Annotated in this window: 15 protein-coding genes; 4 read left to right on the plus strand and 11 right to left on the minus strand. The window is 75.7% G+C overall.

Features of this window, described 5'->3' with window-relative positions:
* Positions 1 to 34 precede the first annotated feature (34 nt).
* The 8 genes from E9565_RS20010 to E9565_RS20045 form a co-directional block, all read right to left on the minus strand.
* Positions 35 to 190, minus strand: coding sequence for a hypothetical protein (locus tag E9565_RS20010; protein ID WP_236828312.1), 156 nt, complete (start codon positions 188 to 190; stop codon positions 35 to 37).
* A 67-nt stretch (positions 191 to 257) separates the two neighbouring features.
* The gene (locus E9565_RS20015; protein WP_236836575.1) at positions 258 to 1721 is read right to left on the minus strand and encodes a YdiU family protein; all 1464 of its coding nucleotides are present in this window, start codon (positions 1719 to 1721) and stop codon (positions 258 to 260) included.
* A gap of 45 nt (positions 1722 to 1766) precedes the next feature.
* Positions 1767 to 2108, minus strand: coding sequence for a WhiB family transcriptional regulator (locus E9565_RS23630; RefSeq protein WP_374201461.1), 342 nt, complete (start codon positions 2106 to 2108; stop codon positions 1767 to 1769).
* Positions 2109 to 2312: 204 nt separating this feature from the next.
* Positions 2313 to 4292 carry a helicase-related protein gene (locus E9565_RS20025; RefSeq protein WP_304505936.1) on the minus strand — a complete coding sequence of 660 codons (1980 nt, stop codon included), beginning with the start codon at positions 4290 to 4292 and terminating at the stop codon, positions 2313 to 2315.
* Between the two features lie 110 nt (positions 4293 to 4402).
* Positions 4403 to 5503, minus strand: a complete 1101-nt coding sequence (locus tag E9565_RS20030; RefSeq protein WP_255726359.1) for a DUF222 domain-containing protein — start codon at positions 5501 to 5503, stop codon at positions 4403 to 4405.
* Between the two features lie 173 nt (positions 5504 to 5676).
* Positions 5677 to 7872, minus strand: coding sequence for an MMPL family transporter (locus E9565_RS20035; RefSeq protein ID WP_236828308.1), 2196 nt, complete (start codon positions 7870 to 7872; stop codon positions 5677 to 5679).
* A 6-nt stretch (positions 7873 to 7878) separates the two neighbouring features.
* Positions 7879 to 8472 carry a TetR/AcrR family transcriptional regulator gene (locus E9565_RS20040; protein ID WP_236828307.1) on the minus strand — a complete coding sequence of 198 codons (594 nt, stop codon included), beginning with the start codon at positions 8470 to 8472 and terminating at the stop codon, positions 7879 to 7881.
* Between the two features lie 92 nt (positions 8473 to 8564).
* Complete coding sequence (locus tag E9565_RS20045) at positions 8565 to 9035, minus strand: heme-degrading domain-containing protein (protein ID WP_236828306.1); 471 nt, start codon at positions 9033 to 9035, stop codon at positions 8565 to 8567.
* 96 nt (positions 9036 to 9131) lie between these two features.
* Here E9565_RS20045 and E9565_RS20050 point away from each other — a divergent pair, with 96 nt between their 5' ends.
* Positions 9132 to 10178 carry a YihY/virulence factor BrkB family protein gene (locus E9565_RS20050; protein WP_236836576.1) on the plus strand — a complete coding sequence of 349 codons (1047 nt, stop codon included), beginning with the start codon at positions 9132 to 9134 and terminating at the stop codon, positions 10176 to 10178.
* Here E9565_RS20050 and E9565_RS20055 read toward each other — a convergent pair.
* Together E9565_RS20055 and E9565_RS20060 are read right to left on the minus strand one after the other, a co-directional pair.
* On the minus strand, positions 10169 to 11701 hold the full coding sequence (locus E9565_RS20055) for a DUF2252 domain-containing protein (protein ID WP_236836577.1): 1533 nt from the start codon (positions 11699 to 11701) through the stop codon (positions 10169 to 10171). The two genes, E9565_RS20050 and E9565_RS20055, sit on opposite strands and share 10 nt — an antisense overlap.
* Before the next feature lie 52 nt (positions 11702 to 11753).
* Positions 11754 to 12620: a siderophore-interacting protein gene (locus E9565_RS20060; RefSeq protein ID WP_236828303.1), complete on the minus strand. Its 867-nt coding sequence runs from the start codon at positions 12618 to 12620 to the stop codon at positions 11754 to 11756.
* 161 nt (positions 12621 to 12781) lie between these two features.
* Between E9565_RS20060 and E9565_RS20065 the strand changes: the two genes are divergently transcribed.
* The 3 genes from E9565_RS20065 (at position 12782) to E9565_RS20075 (ending at position 15554) form a co-directional block, all read left to right on the plus strand.
* A complete protein-coding gene (locus tag E9565_RS20065; protein ID WP_236828302.1) occupies positions 12782 to 13603 on the plus strand; it encodes an acyl-CoA thioesterase II in 822 nt (273 codons plus the stop codon).
* A gap of 116 nt (positions 13604 to 13719) precedes the next feature.
* Positions 13720 to 14748, plus strand: coding sequence for an ATP-dependent 6-phosphofructokinase (locus E9565_RS20070; RefSeq protein WP_236828301.1), 1029 nt, complete (start codon positions 13720 to 13722; stop codon positions 14746 to 14748).
* A 47-nt stretch (positions 14749 to 14795) separates the two neighbouring features.
* Complete coding sequence (locus tag E9565_RS20075; RefSeq protein WP_236836578.1) at positions 14796 to 15554, plus strand: alpha/beta hydrolase; 759 nt, start codon at positions 14796 to 14798, stop codon at positions 15552 to 15554.
* Positions 15555 to 15558: 4 nt separating this feature from the next.
* Here the strand turns inward: E9565_RS20075 and E9565_RS20080 are convergent, their stop codons facing one another.
* Positions 15559 to 16419, minus strand: coding sequence for a polysaccharide deacetylase family protein (locus E9565_RS20080; RefSeq protein ID WP_236828299.1), 861 nt, complete (start codon positions 16417 to 16419; stop codon positions 15559 to 15561).
* Between the last annotated feature and the right edge of the window lie 113 nt (positions 16420 to 16532).

Consider the following 16532-nt stretch of genomic DNA (forward strand, 5'->3'; position numbering starts at 1 on the left):
CGCTGCCTGCAGCGCGCCGGCTGTGTCCCGCACCTCAGAGCAGCCGGTCGAGGTCGTCCGGGCCGGGACCGGTCCCGCCGGAGTCGGGCAGCGGCGAGGACTCCGGGACGTCGTCGTCCGGCGGCTCGGGGGCCACCGGTCCCTCGGCGTAGAGGGTGTCGGGGTCCTGGGGGTCCATCTCGCGCGGCACGCACGGCGTCTACCCGGCCCAGCAGGGGTGGAACCGGTCTCCTTCGGCTCGGGTGCCGCAGGAGGGGTCAGGTGCCGCAGAAGGTGCGGTACGCGCCGAAGTCCTGCGGGGCGGGTGCCGCGAACCGCTCCAGGCCGGGCCGCTCCTCGAAGGGGGCGGTGACCGCCTCCAGCAGCCGGCCGATCGGCGCCAGGTCCCCCTCGGTGGCGGCCTCGAGGGCCTCCTCGACCAGGTGGTTGCGCGGGATGTAGGCGGGGTTGACCCGGTCCATGCCGTCGGCGTCGGGGCCGAGCGCCCGCCAGCGGCCCAGCCAGTCGTCGATGCCGGCGAGGTCGAGGAAGAGCAGCCGCACCCGTTCCACGTCGCCCCGGGCGGCCGCCCCGAGCGCGCGGAACGCGGAGGTGAGGTCGACGTGGTCGCGGGCCAGCAGGGCGAGGAGCCCCTCGCCGAGCTCCCGGACCAGCGCCTCGTCGACGTCGGCGGGAAGGCCGAGCTTCGCGCGCACGCCCGCGGTCCACGCGGCCTGGTACCGCGGGGCGAAGCCGCGCAACGACTCCACGGCCAGGGTGACCGCCTGCTCCTGGTCTTCCGACAGCAGGGGCAGGAGTGCCTCGGCCAGCCGGGCCAGGTTCCACTCCGCGACGACCGGCTGGTTGCCGTAGGCGTACCGCCCGCTGTGGTCGATGGAGCTGTAGACGGTGGCGGGGTCGTAGGCGTCGAGGAAGGCGCACGGGCCGTAGTCGATCGTCTCGCCGGAGATGGTCGTGTTGTCGGTGTTCATGACGCCGTGCACGAAGCCGACCAGCATCCACCGCGCGACCAGCTCGGCCTGGGCGGCGACCACGGCGTCGTACAGGGCGAGGTAGGGGTTCTCCGCGGCGGCCGCCTCCGGGTGGTGGCGGGCGATGGCGTGGTCGGCCAGGCGGCGCAGCAGGTCGACGTCGCCCAGCACGGTGGCGTACTGGAACGTGCCCACCCGCAGGTGGCTCGCGGCGACGCGGGCGAGGACCGCGCCGGGCAGCAAGGTCTCCCGGTGCACCGCGCGGCCGGTCGCGACCACGGCCAGGGCGCGGGTGGTCGGGATGCCGAGGGCGTGCATCGCCTCGCTGACCACGTACTCGCGGAGCATCGGGCCGACCGCGGCCAGGCCGTCGCCCCCGCGGGCGAACGGGGTGCGGCCCGAGCCCTTGAGGTGCAGGTCGCGCAGCGCGCCGTCGGCACCGGTGAGCTCACCGAGCAGCAGCGCCCGACCGTCACCCAGCCGCGGGCTGAACCCGCCGAACTGGTGCCCGGCGTAGGCCTGCGCCACCGGGGTGGCGCCGTCGGGGACCGCGGCGCCGACCAGCAGCCGGACGCCGTCCGGGCCGCGCAGCGCGGCGGCGTCGAGGCCGAGCTCCGCGGCCAGCGGCTCGTTGAGGAGCAGCAGCCGGGGGTCCGGTGCCGCGTCGGCCTGCCAGGGGACCGCCAGCTCCGGGAGGTCCCGCGCGAAGCGGTCGTGCAGGGAAACGGTCCGGGCCGGGGCGGAGGTCACCCCTTCGAGGGTACGAGCCGGCGGGGCATCCGGCCGGGGCCCCGATCAGGCGCTGATGGTCCCGCGGCGCTGCAGCCGGACCCGGCGGCGCTCGCGCTCCGAGAGGCCGCCCCAGATGCCGAAGCGCTCGTCGTTGGCCAGGGCGAACTCCAGGCACTCGGCGCGCACCGGGCAGCCGGTGCAGACCCGCTTGGCGTCCCGGGTGGACCCGCCCTTCTCCGGGAAGAACGCCTCGGGGTCGGTCTCGGCGCAGAGCGCGTCGATCCGCCAGCTGTCGTCGGACTCGGCCGGGGCGGCCCAGGCGGCGTCGAGCGGGGTGAACGCGGCGAAGGCGTCGGCGGGGGAGTGGTCCCGGGTGTCGGCGGAGCCGGGGACCAGGGTGAGCACGGGGCGGGAGAAGGAAGGCACGGGAAGCTCCTCGGTGGGCGGTCGTGGCAGGCGCGGTGACGGACCGGTACGGCCTGCTTGCTTCCTGTGACGTTACGGAGCCAGCGCTGGATCGGCACTGGCAGAACCCGTACGAAACGGCGCCGTCCGATTGGGCAGATGTGTGGCTACCCGACCCGCCGGTGGCCGGCGGGTCGGGATCCGTCAGCCGCGGCGGGACCGGCCGCGGGGGCCACCCTGCCGCCCGCCGAGTGCGCGGCCGGCTGCCCGGCCCGCGGCCCGCCGGCCCCCGGCGACGGGACGGCGCTCGCGCTGGCTCTCGCGGCGGCCGGCCGGTGCGCTGCAGGGGCGGCAGGTGGTGAACCAGGGCGCGATCGCGCTCCCGCACTCCACGCACTTCCCGGAGCGGCCCAGGGCGATGGCGTCGGGGAGGAGTTCGGTGATCATCTCGGCGCACTCCTCCTCGACCCAGGCGGCGTCCTCGCTGTCCAGGCCGGCGACGCCGGGGAACTGGCGCAGCAGCGTCTGGGCGTCGCGGGCGGCCGCCGCGGCCTGCTCGTACTCCTCGACGGTGCCCCCGCGGGGGACGTCGGGCAGCACGGTCTCCGGGGGGACCGGCAGGCCGGCCGCGTGCCGCAGGGCGGCGCGGGCGAGCACCAGCCAGCGGGTGCGCCGTGGCGGGTTGTAGTCGATGGCGAGGTTGACCAGCCGCCACACGGTGTTCAGGTCGCCGACCGCGCCCAGCGGCCCGCGCAGCAGCGGGAGCAGCGCGTGCACGCGGAGGACCAGGCTGGTGACGTCGTCGGCGGTCATGGCCTGGTCGCGGGTAGCCGCGCGGGCCCACGCCATCCAGCGCATCAGCGCCTCGGGGAGGTCGACCGCCTCGAAGGCGCCCAGGTCCTCGAGCTCGGGCCGCAGCCGGGGGGCGCGCTTGGGGAGGTCGCTCATCTCGTCGCCCCGGGCGACGGCGGCCCCCGCACCGACGAGCGCCGCGACGGGCTTGAGCCCGCTGACGCCGATGAGGATGCCGGCGGCACCGTGGCCGGTCAGGCCGTAGCGCCCGGCCCGCCCGGCGATCTGGGCGGCCTCCCAGGTGCGCAGGGGTCGCATCTCCTGGCCGTCGAACTTGGTCGTCTCGGCGAAGAGCACGGTGGTCGCGGGCACGTTGATGCCGTGGCCGATCACGTCGGTGGTGACCAGGACGTCGAGCTCGCCGCTGGTGAACCGCTCGATGACCTCGCGGCGCGTGGCCGGGGGCAGCGCCCCGTAGAGGACGCCGACCTTGCCCGGGCGGTGCTGGTCGAGCTCGGCGGCCACCGCGTACACGGCCTTGCGGGAGAAGGCGACCACGAGCGTCTGCGGCCGGACGCCGGCCGGTCGCACCGGGGCGCGGAGCACGTCGAGCCGAGACAGCCGCTTGTGGTTGACGACCTCGACGTGCTCGGCGTCGGAGACCAGCGGCTTGAGCACCAGGTACGCCTCGGCGGCGGAGATGAGGTGCATCTGGCGGTACTCGCCGGTGAGCAGCAGCCGCGCCCAGTGGTGCCCGCGGTCGGGGTCGGTGACCCAGTGGGCCTCGTCGAGCACCAGCATCTCGCCGCGGTCGGGGGCCTTCTCGACGGTGCAGCAGACGATCGGCGCGAAGGGGTCGATCTCCTCCTCGCCCGTCGACAGGCCCACCGTGCCCTCCGGCAGCTGGGCCGAGAGCTTGGCGTAGGCCTCGTGCGCGAGCTGCCGGAGCGGGGCGGCGTAGACGCCGGAGCCGGTCGCGGCGAGCGCCTGGAGGGACTCGTAGGTCTTGCCGGAGTTGGTCGGGCCGAGGTGGAAGACGACCTCCTCGGGGCGCGTGGCGCGGGTGGGCAGCTCCGGCGCCGCGCCCTCCACCCAGCTCTGCTGGGCGCGCTTCTCCTCGCGGGCGGCGAGCCGGTCGGCCTCGCGGGCCGCGGCGCGCTTCTCCTCGCGGGCGGCGTCGCGGTGGGTGCTGCCGGCGGCGGTGCGGTGGTTGGCGCGCTCCCCGTCGCGGGTGGCCGCGTGGTCGGTGCCGGGCGCGGTGGCGCGGTCGGTCTCCCGGGCGGTGCCGTCGGTCGCGCGGGCGGTCCGGTCGGTGCCGGGGGTGGCTGCCGTGCGGGTGGCGGAACGGTTCCGCCGGCGGGCGGTCGTGGGCTGCGGGTGGTGCTCGGGCAAGCGTGATCCTCGAGGGGCTCGGGGGCAGGTGCGCGCCTCTGCCGAGCCGCGTCGTCCCCTGAGCCAACACCGAGGGTCACCGATCCATGCCCGCGGGGGGCGGCGGCGGTTCAGCCGGCCCGGGAGTTGGCCGGGTCGGCGGTGGTGCGGGGCAGGACGAGGATCTCGGTGCCGTCGGGCCGCCAGGTGCGCCATCGGCCGTCGGGTCGGCGTTCGACGCGGAACCCGTGGTGCACCTTCGTGTGGTGCCGTTCGCACAGCAGCTGGCGGCGGCCGTGGTCGAGGACCTCGCCGTCGGGGCCGATGACGATGCGGCTGATGCCGCCGTCGCAGGCCAGCCAGCGGGCGCGGGCGGCCGACAGGATGGTGCCGAAGCCGGTCTGGGCGGCTCCGGGGCCGGCGGCGGCGGGGTCGATGAGGTCCTCCAGATCGACCCGGACCACGACGTGCGGTTTGTGGGTGCGCAGGGTCGGCAGGGTGCCGGCGGCCAGGGCGTTGTCGGCCAGCTGGACGAGGGCGTCGCCCTGCTGCTGGGCGCGGGTGCGCATGTCCCCGGCGGGCCGGTCGGCCTGCACGATCGACTCGACCGCGGCCTGGACCTTCTCCCCGCCCACGGCGTCGAGCTCGAACCGGCCGCTGACGCTGCCGTCGGCGTGCTTGACCAGGGTGAACGACCGGCCCTCGGTGGGGTCGGGCTCGGCCCCGTCGGGATCGAGGCGGGCCAGGTAGTGGGCCACGACCTGGCGCAGCTCGGCGTGCGGGCGGGTGGCGGCGACCTCGGCCAGGGCGGCGTCCACCCCGGCGAGGTCCACGTCCTGGGCCGCGGCGGCGGCCAGCTGGGCCGGGGTGACCGCCGGGGCGATCTCGGCGAGCGCGTCGAGTGCGACCGCGCCGGTGGCGGCCGCGGCGGCGACCGCCGGTAGGGTCTCCAGCGCCCGCCCGGCGGACACCAGCCGGGCGGCGGCGGCCGGGGCGAGGCGGGCGTGGCCGCGCAGCCAGGAGGCCATGGTCTTGTGCCCATCGTGCTCGGCGGCCCCGGTGAGCTCGCCCTGGCGGACGGTGCGGGCGATCTCGGTCGCGAGCCGGTTGCCCGCGACGAGCAGCGGGGCCAGCCGGTCGGGGCCGAACGCGCCGTCGAGCCGCTCGGCGGCCAGGTCGTCCAGCGCGGCGACCAACCGGCCGATCGCGCCCTCCACACCTGTCGAACACATGTACGAACACTATCGCCGGACGCCGACACCCGCAGCACGAATCAGCAGGTCAACGGCCTGTCCACAAGTTTCATCGACGTCTTGACCGGGTGTGGGCGGATGCCCCGTCGTCGTCCTGAACGGCGGACGGCCCGCCTGCGGGAGCAGGCGGGCCGTCCGGTGGGAGCCGTGGATCAACGCCGGGCGGCGGCGACCGCCTCCCGGTCGTGCGCGGGGCCCGACTTCTCCAGCGCGGCGCCCTCGACGTCGAGCCCGGGCAGCCACCGGAGCCAGCGCGGCAGCCACCAGGCACGGTGGCCCAGCAGTGCCAGCGCCGCAGGCACGAGCACCATGCGCACGACGAAGGCGTCGAACAGGATGCCCGCCGCCAGGGCGAACGCGATCGACTTGATCGTGGGCTCGCCCGCCGGCACGAACCCGGCGAAGACCGAGAACATGATCAGCGCGGCGGCGACGACGACCGGGGCCGCCTGGCGGAACCCGGTGCGGATCGCCTCCAGCGGCGCGGCGCCGTGGCTGTGCGCCTCGTGCATCCGGGAGACCAGGAAGATCTGGTAGTCCATCGCCAGGCCGAAGAGGATGCCGATCACCAGGATGGGCGTCAGGCTGATCAGCGGCCCGGTCACGTCCAGCGCGACCAGGTCGGCCAGCCAGCCCCACTGGAACACCGCGACGGCGGCGCCGAGCGACGCCCCGACGGTCAGGACGAAGCCGAGGACGCCGACCAGCGGCACCAGCAGCGACCGGAAGACCAGGACCAGCAGGACCAGCGCCAGGCCGACGACGAGCAGCAGGTACACCGGCAGGGCCTCGTTGAGGCTCTCCGCGACGTCGACGCTCACCGCCGTCGCGCCGGTGACCGAGGCCTCCACCCCGTCCAGGCCGGCGAGCTCCGCGCGCAGGTCCTCCACGAGCTGCTCGGTCTCGGCCGTGGCCGGTCCCGACCCGGGGATGACGTTGAGCAGGGCCGCGGTGCCGTCGGGGTTCGGCGTCGGCGGCGTCACCAGGGCGACGTCGTCGACCTCGGCGATGGCGGCGCTGACCGAGGCCGCGGCCTCCGGGGCCCCGTCGCCCTCGAACAGGATGGTCAGCGGGCCGAGGAAGCCCTCGCCGAAGCCCTCGGCGAGCAGCTGGTCGGCGCGGGCGGCCGTGGAGCCCTCGGCCGGCTCCTGCACCAGCGTCGTCCGCATGGAGAAGAACGGGATCGCGATGATGCCCAGCACCACCACGGTCAGCAGCAGCGAGACGACGCGGTGGCGGGTGACCGTGGCGACCCAGCCGGCGAGGAGACCGCGGTCGCCGGCGCCGTCCTGCCGCACCCACGGGGATGCGGCAGGGTCCGTGACGGCCCGGTGCCGGCGGGGGAGCGCCCGGCGCCCCAGGAAGCTCAGCGCCGCGGGTACCAGGGTGATCGCCACCAGGACCGCGACGACGATCGTCGCGGCCGCGGCGATGCCCATCTGGGTCAGGAAGGGGATGCCGACGACCGAGAGCCCGAGCAGGGCGATGACGACGGTCAGCCCGGCGGTGACCACCGCCGAGCCGGCGGTGCCGACGGCGGTGCTGATCGCGGTACCCACGGGCGCCCCGTGCCGGAGCTCCTGGCGGAACCGGGTCACGATGAACAGCGCGTAGTCGATGCCGACGGCGAGCCCCAGCATCGCGGCGAGGATCGGCGTGGTCGAGGAGAGCTCGGCGAAGCCGGTGGCGATGGTGACCCCGAGGACGCCGATGCCGACGCCCACGACGGCGGTCAGCAGGTTCATGCCCGCCGTGACGAGCGAGCCGTAGGTGACCGCGAGGACGACGAGCGCCACGACGACGCCGATGACCTCCGCGGGCCCCCCGACGTGCGGCGGCTCCTGGATGGCCTGGCCGGTGACCTCGACGGTCAGCGCGCCCTCGCCGGCCGCCTCGACCGCCTCCACCAGCGCGTCGCGCTCCTCCGGGGTGACCTCGCCCAGCCCGCCGGCGAAGGTCACGGTGCTGTACGCGGTGGTCTGCTCGGCGTTGACGGCGGGCGCGGCGGGGTCCAGCGGATTGCTCGCCGCGGCGACGCCGGGCAGCCCGCCCAGCTCGGCGACCAGCTGCTGGATCGCGGCCGCGTTCTCCGGCGTGGTCAGCGTCTCGCCCTCGGGCGCCGCGACCACGACCCGCGCCGAGGCCCCGCCGGCGCTGCCGAACTCCTCGTCGATCCGCTCGAGGGCGGTGGTCGACTCCTGGCCGGGGATGTTGAAGGCGTCGGAGGTCTCACCGGCCAGGGTGGCCGCGCCCGCTCCGCCGGCGACGAGGAGCACCAGCCAGACCAGGATCACCGGGAGCCGGCGCCGGTGCGCGAAGGCCCCGAGTCGGGACAACAAGACAGCCATGCGGGATCAGGCCTCCACCTGGTGGGGAACGGGAAGAGCAGCGCCGGGCCGGGTGTGGCCGAGCGCGTCGAAGCAGGTGGCGACGATCGCGGGGCGCCACGACGTCCCCTCGCCGCGCGAGTGGGCGGTGAGGGTCAGCACGGCCAGGGCCGACAGCGCGCCGATGGTGCGGACGGCCCGCTCGCCCGTGGGCGCCTCCGGGTCCACGCCGAACGCCTGCAGCGCCGGGGTGGCCGCGGCCCCCAGCTGGTCCGGGTCGCAGTCGCCCCCGGTCACCGGCGCGAGCAGCAGCGCCACCAGCCCGGGGTGCTCCAGCGCGATGTCCACCAGGACGTCGAGGGCCCGCCGGTCGCGCTCCGGGCCGACGGGCAGGTGCCCCACCAGGTCCAGCACCCGCTGGCCGAGCGCCCCGGCCTGGTCCAGGACCGCCTGGTGCAGGGCCTCCTTGCTCGGGAAGTGGTGCAGCAGGCCGGCCTTGGAGAGGCCGACGGCCGCGGCGACGTCCTGCACGGAGGTCTTCGTGTAGCCGCGTCGGGCGAAGAGGGCGGCGGCGGTGTCGAGGATGCCCTCGTCGACCTGCTGCCGGAACGGTCGTGCCACGGCGACAGCGTACGGCCCGCCGACCGTTTCGGTAGGTGATCCGACCGATCCGGTCGGTTAGCTGCGCCACACCGGGGCTGGCCGGTCCCCGGTCAGCGCCCCAGGTGCTCGGCCAGCACGGCGGTGACCATTCGGTGGTCGGCCAGCTGGGGGAGCCCCGAGACGGCGACGACGCCCACCGGGCCGACATCCCGGACCAGCAGCGGGAACGCCCCGCCGTGGGCGGCGTAGAGCTGCGGGTCCAGCCCGAACTCCGCCTCGAAGGTGGTGCCGCGCTCGATGCTGTCCTGGCGCACGTGCAGCGAGCTGCGCCCGAAGCGGTGCACCACCCGGGACTTCCGCTCGATCCAGGACGCGTTGTCCGGGGTCGCGCCCGGCAGCGCGGCCGAGAAGAGCCGGTGGCCGTTGCGCGCGATCTCGACGGCGACCGGGGCGGCGTCGCGCCGGGCGGCGGCGACCAGGGCGCACCCGAGGGCCCAGGCGTCGTCGTTGGTGAACGAGGTGAGCTGGAGCTCCCGCTCCTCGGCGGCGAGCTCGGCGACGGTGGGGAACGGCTGGGTCATGCGCCCTTCCTACCCGTCGCGGCTCCGGGTCCGTGCCGCCGCAGTGCGTGCCCGCAGCCGATCCGGGTAGCCGCCGACCGGGGAGGGGGTGACGGCATGGGGTTCGTCGCGCGGGCCGACGCGTTCCAGACCAGGCATCCGGCGGTGGGGTTTCCGCTGGCGGTGGTCTACAAGTTCGTCGACGACCGCGGCCCGCACCTGGCCGCGCTGATCACCTACTACGGCTTCGTCTCGCTCTTCCCGCTGCTGCTGGTGCTCACCTCGGTGCTGGGCTTCCTGCTGGAGGACGACCCGGTGCTCCAGCAGCAGATCCTCGAGTCGGCGCTCTCGGACTTCCCGCTGCTGGGCCCGGCGCTGGTCGAGAACATCGGCACCTTCCGCGGCAGCGGCGCCGCGCTGGTGATCGGCGTGCTCGGCAGCCTCTACGGCGGGCTGGGCGTGATGCAGGCGGCGCAGGCGGCTCTCAACCGGATCTACGCCGTGCCCCGCTTCGCCCAGCCCAACCCGGTGCTCTCGCGGCTGCGCAGCCTGCTGCTCGTGCTCGTCCTCGGCCTGGCCGCGATCCTCTCGGCGGCGGTCACCGCCTTCGTCTCCGCCGTCCCGGAGACCCTTCCGGTGCCGGCCCCGGTGGTCACTGCCGTGGGCACGCTGACCGGGCTGGCGATCAACGTGGGCATCTTCCTGGTGCTGTACCAGGTGCTCACCGCCCGCCGGCTGGACTGGCGCAACGTCGCCGTGGGGGCCGTGACCGCCGCGGTGCTCTGGGAGCTGCTGCACCTGCTCGGCGCCTACTACTTCGGGACGTACCTGACGCGGTCCAGCGACGTCTACGGCGTCTTCGGCGTCATCCTCGGCCTGGTCGTCTGGATCTACCTCCAGGCGCTCGTCGTCGTGCTCGCCGCGGAGATCAACGTCGTCCGCCACCGCCGCCTCTACCCGCGGTCGCTGCTCACCCCCTTCACCGACGACGTCGACCTCACCCGGGCCGACGTCCGCGCCTACACCGGGTACGCGCGCAGTGAGCGGTACAAGGGCTTCCAGCGGGTGGAGGCCAGCTTCCGCAAGGACGCCCCGCCGCGCCCCCGGGACCTCGAGGGCTTCCCCGGCGACGTCCCGCGGGACGAGGCGGGCGGTCAGCGGTAGACGACGTCCACGCTGCGGAAGGCACCCAGGGCGTGGTCGGCCCGGAAGTACGCGTGGTCCTGCCGCACCCGGTCGGCCGCCTCCCCGGCCCAGCGCAGCACGTCGTCGACGAACAGCTCCCGGTTGCCGATGGCGTCGAGGATCGCCGGCTCCACGTCGTAGTCGACGTTCCCGGTCTCGTCGGACATGGCGTGGGTGTGCGCCAGCACGCGGCCGCAGATCTCCGCGTACCGCTTCCACCCCCCGGTCGAGAGGGAGCCCAGGCCGACGTCGCCCCGGTAGGGGGCCCGCTCGCGGACCATGAAGCTCTGCCCGTCGATGTCGACGCTGCCGTAGAAGACGTCCCCGCTGACCAGGTGCACCCGCTGGGCGTGCCGGATCCGGTCGGCCTGGCCGTCCACCTCGTAGCCCGACGGCGGCACCAGGCCGGACAGGGCCGAGCGGCGGGCCCGCTTGAACTCGAGCAGGAGGTCGTCGGTGCCGTCGTCCCGCACGCCGGCGATGAGCACGTAGTAGCGGGTCAGCCCGAGGGAGGCGGTGCCGGCGCCACGCCGCTCGGCCACGTCCTTCACGCGCATCGCGCCGGCCCGCTCGGGCACCGGCACCTCGTTCTCGGCGACGTACCGGTCGACCACCTCCTGGAACTCCTCGCGGCGGCTGCTCACCGGCACCAGCTCCTCGTCGGTGCGGAAACCGCGCCGGGTGCCCTCCAGCAGCCCGCCCAGCCAGTCGGCCCGGCCGGTCTCCAGCGTGCCGGCGATGAGGTCCCGGATGAGCCGCGGCGCGTTGTCCATCCGGAGCTGCTCGGTCTCCTCCCGCCCGTCGGAGGCGTAGGAGGCGATGCCCGACACGTAGCCGCGCACGAACCGCTCCGCGACGGCGCGCTGCTTCCCGGGGCCGTGGCCGCCCTTCTCGGCGGCACCGAGCAGGAAGCCCACCGCGCCCCGCTTGAGGTCCCAGGTGAAGGGGGCGTAGTAGGCGTCGTCGAAGTCGTTGACGCCGAACACCGGCACGTTGTCCGAGCTGGGCATGACGCCGAAGTTGCCCGGGTGGACGTCGCCGAGCGCGAGCACCGTGGGCAGCCGGGCGTCCTCACCGACCAGGTCCCGGTAGAACAGCAGGTTGGTGCCGCGGAAGAAGTGGAAGACCGAGCCGGCGAGCTTGTCGAACTTCGCGCGCGCCTCCAGGTCGCCGGACGCGATCCGGGTCTCGTGGTCCTCGCGCACGGTCTCCCGCACGTGCACGCGCCGGTCGTTGCCGGCGAGCATGCGGGGGATGAGGACCATCTCGCCGGCCGCACGGGCCTCGGCCAGCCGGCGGAACGCCTCGACCCGGGGGCCGATCTGCCGCCGGCCAGCGCCCGGGGGTTCGGCCTCGTGCACGGGCGCCGGCTGCTCACGCGCGCGCAGCGCGGCGACCAGCTCCTCCTTGGACATGCGGCTGCGGCCGGGGACCCCGCGGTCGCGGGCCAGGCGCAGGAGCTCGTCACGGGTGGCGGTGGTCAGCTGGGTCTCGGACGGCATGGAGCCCGGCTACCCGCCGGCGCCCGCAGCAGGCACGACGATCGTGTGACGGTCAGCGGGCGACCGCGGCGTCCTCGGCCTCGAGAGCGGCGTTCCACTCGCGCTTGCCCGACTGCCAGCGGTCCTCGGTGTCGCCGCGGCGCCAGTAGCCGGAGATCGACGTCCACGCCGGGTCCAGCCCGCGCTCGGCGCGCAGGTGGCGGCGCAGCTCCCGCACGGCGTGGGCCTCGCCGTGCACGAACACGTGCCCGTCACCCGCGGGCAGGGTGGTCGCGCGGACGGCGTGGACCAGCAGCTCGCCGGGCAGGGACGCCCCGCGGTGCAGCCAGCGCACGTCGACACCGGGACCCGCGGCGAGGTCGCCCTGCTCCTCCTCGGGCCCGGCCACCTCGACGAAGACCAGCGCCCGCGCGCCGGCCGGCAGGCCCTCGAGGGCGGCGGCGATGGCGGGCAGCGCGCTCTCGTCGCCGGCGAGCAGGTGCCAGTCGGCATCGGGCCGGGGGGTGTAGGCGCCGCCGGGCCCGAGCAGCTGGATGCGGTCACCGGGGCGCGCAGCGGCCGCCCAGGGGCCGGCGAGCCCCTCGTCGCCGTGGTGCACGAAGTCGATGGTCAGCTCCCCGGCCGCGGCGTCCCAGGCGCGCACCGTGTACGTGCGGGTGACCGGCCACTGGTCGGCGGGCAGCTCGGCGCGCACCTGGTCGGGGTCGTAGGGGACGGCGTAGGAGGCGCCCGCAGGCGGGAAGAGCAGCTTGACGTAGCGGTCGGTGAGCTCGCTCTCGGGGAAGCCGGCGAGCCCCTCGCCGCCGAGCACGACCCGGACCATGTGCGGGGTGAGCCACGAGGTCCGGACGACCTCGCCCGTCCGGAGGGCCTTCTTGCGGCGCGGTCGCCCGTCGCCGTCCCGCTGTGGCTCGCTCATCGCTGCTCCGCTCCGGTCGCGCAGGGCGACCGCTGTACCGGCCGTGCCGTCGTCCCCACCGGGCGGGGAGGGCGGGGACGAACGTACCGAGCGCGGTGACGGCCGCTGCCGAGCGGGGCTCGCCGCCGGGGACCGCGGGGACCTGCGGCTATGTTCCCCGGGTGGGAACCGGAGCCGACGGGGGCCAGGCCGAGCCGACCGTGCTGGACGTGCTGGCGCTGGAGGAGATCGACCGGGACCTCTACCGCAGCACGCTGCTGTTCACCGACCCCTTCCCCCTCTACGGCGGGCAGGTGGCGGCGCAGGCGCTGTACGCGGCGGGGCGCACCGTGGACCCCGACCGGCTGCCGCACTCGCTGCACGGCTACTTCCTGCGCAGCGGCGACGCCGCCCGCCCCACCGTGTTCCGCGTCGACCGCGACCGCGACGGCGGCAGCTTCTCCGCCCGGCGGGTCGTCGCCATCCAGGGCGGCGAGGTCGTGTTCAGCATGTCGGCGTCCTTCGCCCTGCCCGGCGCCGGCCCCGACCAGCAGGTGCAGGAGGTGCCCGCGGTCGACGACCCCGACGGGCTGCCGGTGTTCGAGCTGCCGCGGCTGTTCTCCGTGGAGGGGCGGCGCCCGCCGCAGCCGTTCCCGGACGCCCACTGGCCGACCCGCTTCTGGGCCCGGTCGACGGTGCCGCTGCCGGGGGACCGGCTGGTGCACGCCTGCGTGCTGACCTACCTGTCCGACATCGGCACCGGTCTCTCCGCGCTCCCGGAGGACGAGGCCGCGCCCGGCCCGAGCCTGGACCACGCCGTCTGGTTCCACCGGCACGCCCCGCTGGACGACTGGGTGCTCATGGACATGGTGCCGCGCACCGTCTCGGGCGGCCGGGGCTGGTACACCGGGTCGATCACCACGGCCGGCGGGCTGCTGGCCGCCAGCTTCACCCAGGAGACGCTGTTCCGGCCCGGCCGGAACCCGTTCCGTCCCGGTCGCTGACCGCCCGGGAGCGCCGCGCCGGAGAGCCCGCGCCGCGCCCCGCGACCTCCGCGGTCGTCTAGACGTCATGACGTATGGTCGGGCGGACCCGGCCCACGACCGCGAGGAGCCAGCCGGTGCGCATCGGAGTCCTGACCGGAGGCGGGGACTGCCCCGGCCTCAACGCCGTCATCCGATCGGTGGTGCGCACCGCCGGCGCCCACTACGGCAGCGAGGTGGTGGGCTTCCGCGACGGCTGGCGGGGGCTGCTGGAGAACCGCTCGACGCCGCTGGACGTCGCCGCGGTCGACGGGCTGCTCACCCGGGGTGGCACGACCCTGGGCTCGGCCCGGGTGGCGCCGGAGAAGCTGCACGCGGGCATCGACGAGATGAGGTGCACGCTCGACGAGCACGGGATCGACGTGCTCATCCCCATCGGCGGCGAGGGCACGCTCACCGCGGCGCACCTGCTGTCCGAGGCCGGCGTGCCGGTCGTCGGCATCCCCAAGACGATCGACAACGACATCGACGGCACCGACCTCACGTTCGGGTTCGACACCGCGGTGAGCATCGCGACCGAGCTCATCGACCGGCTGCACACCACCGCGGAGTCCCACCAGCGCGTGCTGCTGGTCGAGGTGATGGGCCGGCACGCGGGCTGGATCGCCCTGCACGCCGGGCTGGCCGCCGGGGCCCACCTCACGCTGGTCCCCGAGGAGCCGTTCGACGTCGACGAGGTCGTCCGGCTGGTGTGCGAGCGGTTCGCCCGCGGCGACTCCCACGTCATCGGCGTCGTCGCCGAGGGGGCCGAGCCGCTGCCCGGTCAGATGGCGTTCCGGCGCGGCGGCATCGACGAGTTCGGCCACCGCCGGTTCACCGGCGTCACCCAGCAGCTGGGCGAGGAGCTGGAGCGGCGCACCGGCAAGGAGGTGCGGGCGACCGTCCTGGGGCACGTGCAGCGCGGCGGGACCCCGACGTCCTTCGACCGGGTGCTCGCCACCCGGTTCGGGCTGCACGCCACGATCGCCGCGCACGAGGGCCGCACCGGCCAGATGGTCGCGCTGCGCGGCACGGAGATCGAGCTGGTCCCGCTGGCGCGCGCGGTCGCCCGGCTGAAGACGGTGACCTCCGAGCGGCTCGGCGAGATCCGGGCGTTCACCGGCTGAGCCCCGCGATTGGACGGCACCGGCCGGCGGGGTCCATCCTCCAGCGCGTGCCGCCCCACCCCGAGGACCGCTCGGTGCTCACCCGGCCGGCGGCCCCGCCCGACCACCTGCTCCGGTACGGCTCGGCCGCGGAGCAGGTGGCAGACGTGCGGCTCGCCCCGGGCGCTCCGGACGGGCGACCGATCGTGGTGCTGGTCCACGGCGGCTTCTGGCGCCCCGCCTACGACCGGGCGCACCTGGGTCCGATGGCCGAGGCCCTCGCCCGGGTCGGCTGGTCGACCGTCGCGCCGGAGTACCGGCGGGTGCCCGGCCGGCCGGACCTGGCGGTGGACGACGTGCGTGCCGCGCTGCGGCATGTCGCCGGGCGCGCGGAGCTCACCCGTGGCCGGCGGGCGCTGCTCGCCGGCCACTCGGCCGGTGGCCACCTCGTCCTGCAGGTGGCCGCGACCGCCTGCGGTGCGGAGACGCCCGCCGGTGTGCTGGCCCTGGCGCCCGTGGCCGACCTCCGGCTGGGCCAGGCGCTGGGCCTCGGCGGCGACGCGGTCCGGGCCTTCCTCGGGGAGGACGCCGATGCGCGCCCCGACCTGGATCCCGCCCGGCTCCCCGCGCCGGCCGCGCCGGTGCGGATCGTGCACGGGGCCGCGGACGACGTGGTGCCGCCGTCGCTCAGCCGCTCCTACGCGCACGCGCACGGCGCGTCCGGGCTGGTCCTCGTCCCGTCCGGGCACTTCTCCCTGATCGACCCGTGCGGCGACGCCTGGCCGGCCGTGCTGGAGGCGCTCGACCTCCTGGCGGCCGGCGGCTGACCGGTCAGAACGCGTCCAGCCGGGCCAGGAGCGTGGGGCCGTCCCAGGTCGGGGGCGGCATGATCCGGCGGATGGTCAGCAGCGGGTGCGCCGGGTCCTGCGGATCGGCGAGCTGGAACGCCGCCCGGTAGCCCGCCGCCTGCACGCGCGGCAGCGCCTCGGGGGACCAGGTGCCGTGGGGGTAGGCCATGGTCTCCACCGGGTGGCCGAGGATGCCGGCCAGCTCGGCCCGCGGCTGGTCCAGCTGGACCGCCCACTGGTCCCCGCTGAGCCGGTCGACCCGCTGGTGGTCCCAGCTGTGCGCCCCGATGGTCATGCCGGCCGCATCCAGCTCGCGGAGCTGGTCGGGGCTCAGCCAGCCCGGCTTGCCGAGGACGACGGTCATCGGGAAGAACGCGGCCGGGAAGCCGAGCTCCCGCAGCAGCGGGAGCGCCACCGAGTGGTGGGTCGCCGAGCCGTCGTCGAAGGTGAGCAGCACCGGCCGGTCGGGCAGGGGCGCGCCGAGCTGCAGGTGGTCCAGCAGCTCCGGCACGCCGATCGGGGTGCGGCCACCGTCGCGCAGCGCCTGCAGCTGCAGCCGGAAGGCCGCCGGCGGCGTGATCATCGTGCGGGCGTACGCGCTGTCCTCCGCCCGGAACTCGCGCAGCTGGTGGAAGCAGAGCACCGGCACCGTCGAGCGGGCCAGCACCTCCGCCGGTGTCCCGGCAGTCGGGGGTGCGCTGGTCGGTGCGGGCTCGGTGGTCGGCGACGGCGCGGTCGTGCCGGGGCGGGACGTCCGCGGGGCGGTCGCGCGTTCCGCGGCCGGGCTCGAGCAGGCGCCCAGCAGGGCGGCGCCGGCCGCGGCGAGGAGCGTCCGTCTGCGCACCGCCCCACCCTCGCCGCCGTCGTCCTCCGGGGCAAGCACCCCGCCCGCGGGGCGCCGGCGCCGGGGTCCTACGGTGCTCGGGGCGCTCCCGGGGCCGGGGCGCGACGAGGAGG

The organism is Blastococcus sp. KM273129, from assembly GCF_021698995.1.
GTDB lineage: Bacteria > Actinomycetota > Actinomycetes > Mycobacteriales > Geodermatophilaceae > Blastococcus.

Coding starts and splice junctions, on each gene's coding strand:
- E9565_RS20030 (WP_255726359.1), bottom strand. CDS start 5,503: ATGTGTTCGACAGGTGTGGAGGGCGCGATCGGCCGGTTGGTCGCCGCG.
- E9565_RS20035 (WP_236828308.1), bottom strand. CDS start 7,872: ATGGCTGTCTTGTTGTCCCGACTCGGGGCCTTCGCGCACCGGCGCCGG.
- E9565_RS20045 (WP_236828306.1), bottom strand. CDS start 9,035: ATGACCCAGCCGTTCCCCACCGTCGCCGAGCTCGCCGCCGAGGAGCGG.
- E9565_RS20050 (WP_236836576.1), top strand. CDS start 9,132: ATGGGGTTCGTCGCGCGGGCCGACGCGTTCCAGACCAGGCATCCGGCG.
- E9565_RS20055 (WP_236836577.1), bottom strand. CDS start 11,701: ATGCCGTCCGAGACCCAGCTGACCACCGCCACCCGTGACGAGCTCCTG.
- E9565_RS20060 (WP_236828303.1), bottom strand. CDS start 12,620: ATGAGCGAGCCACAGCGGGACGGCGACGGGCGACCGCGCCGCAAGAAG.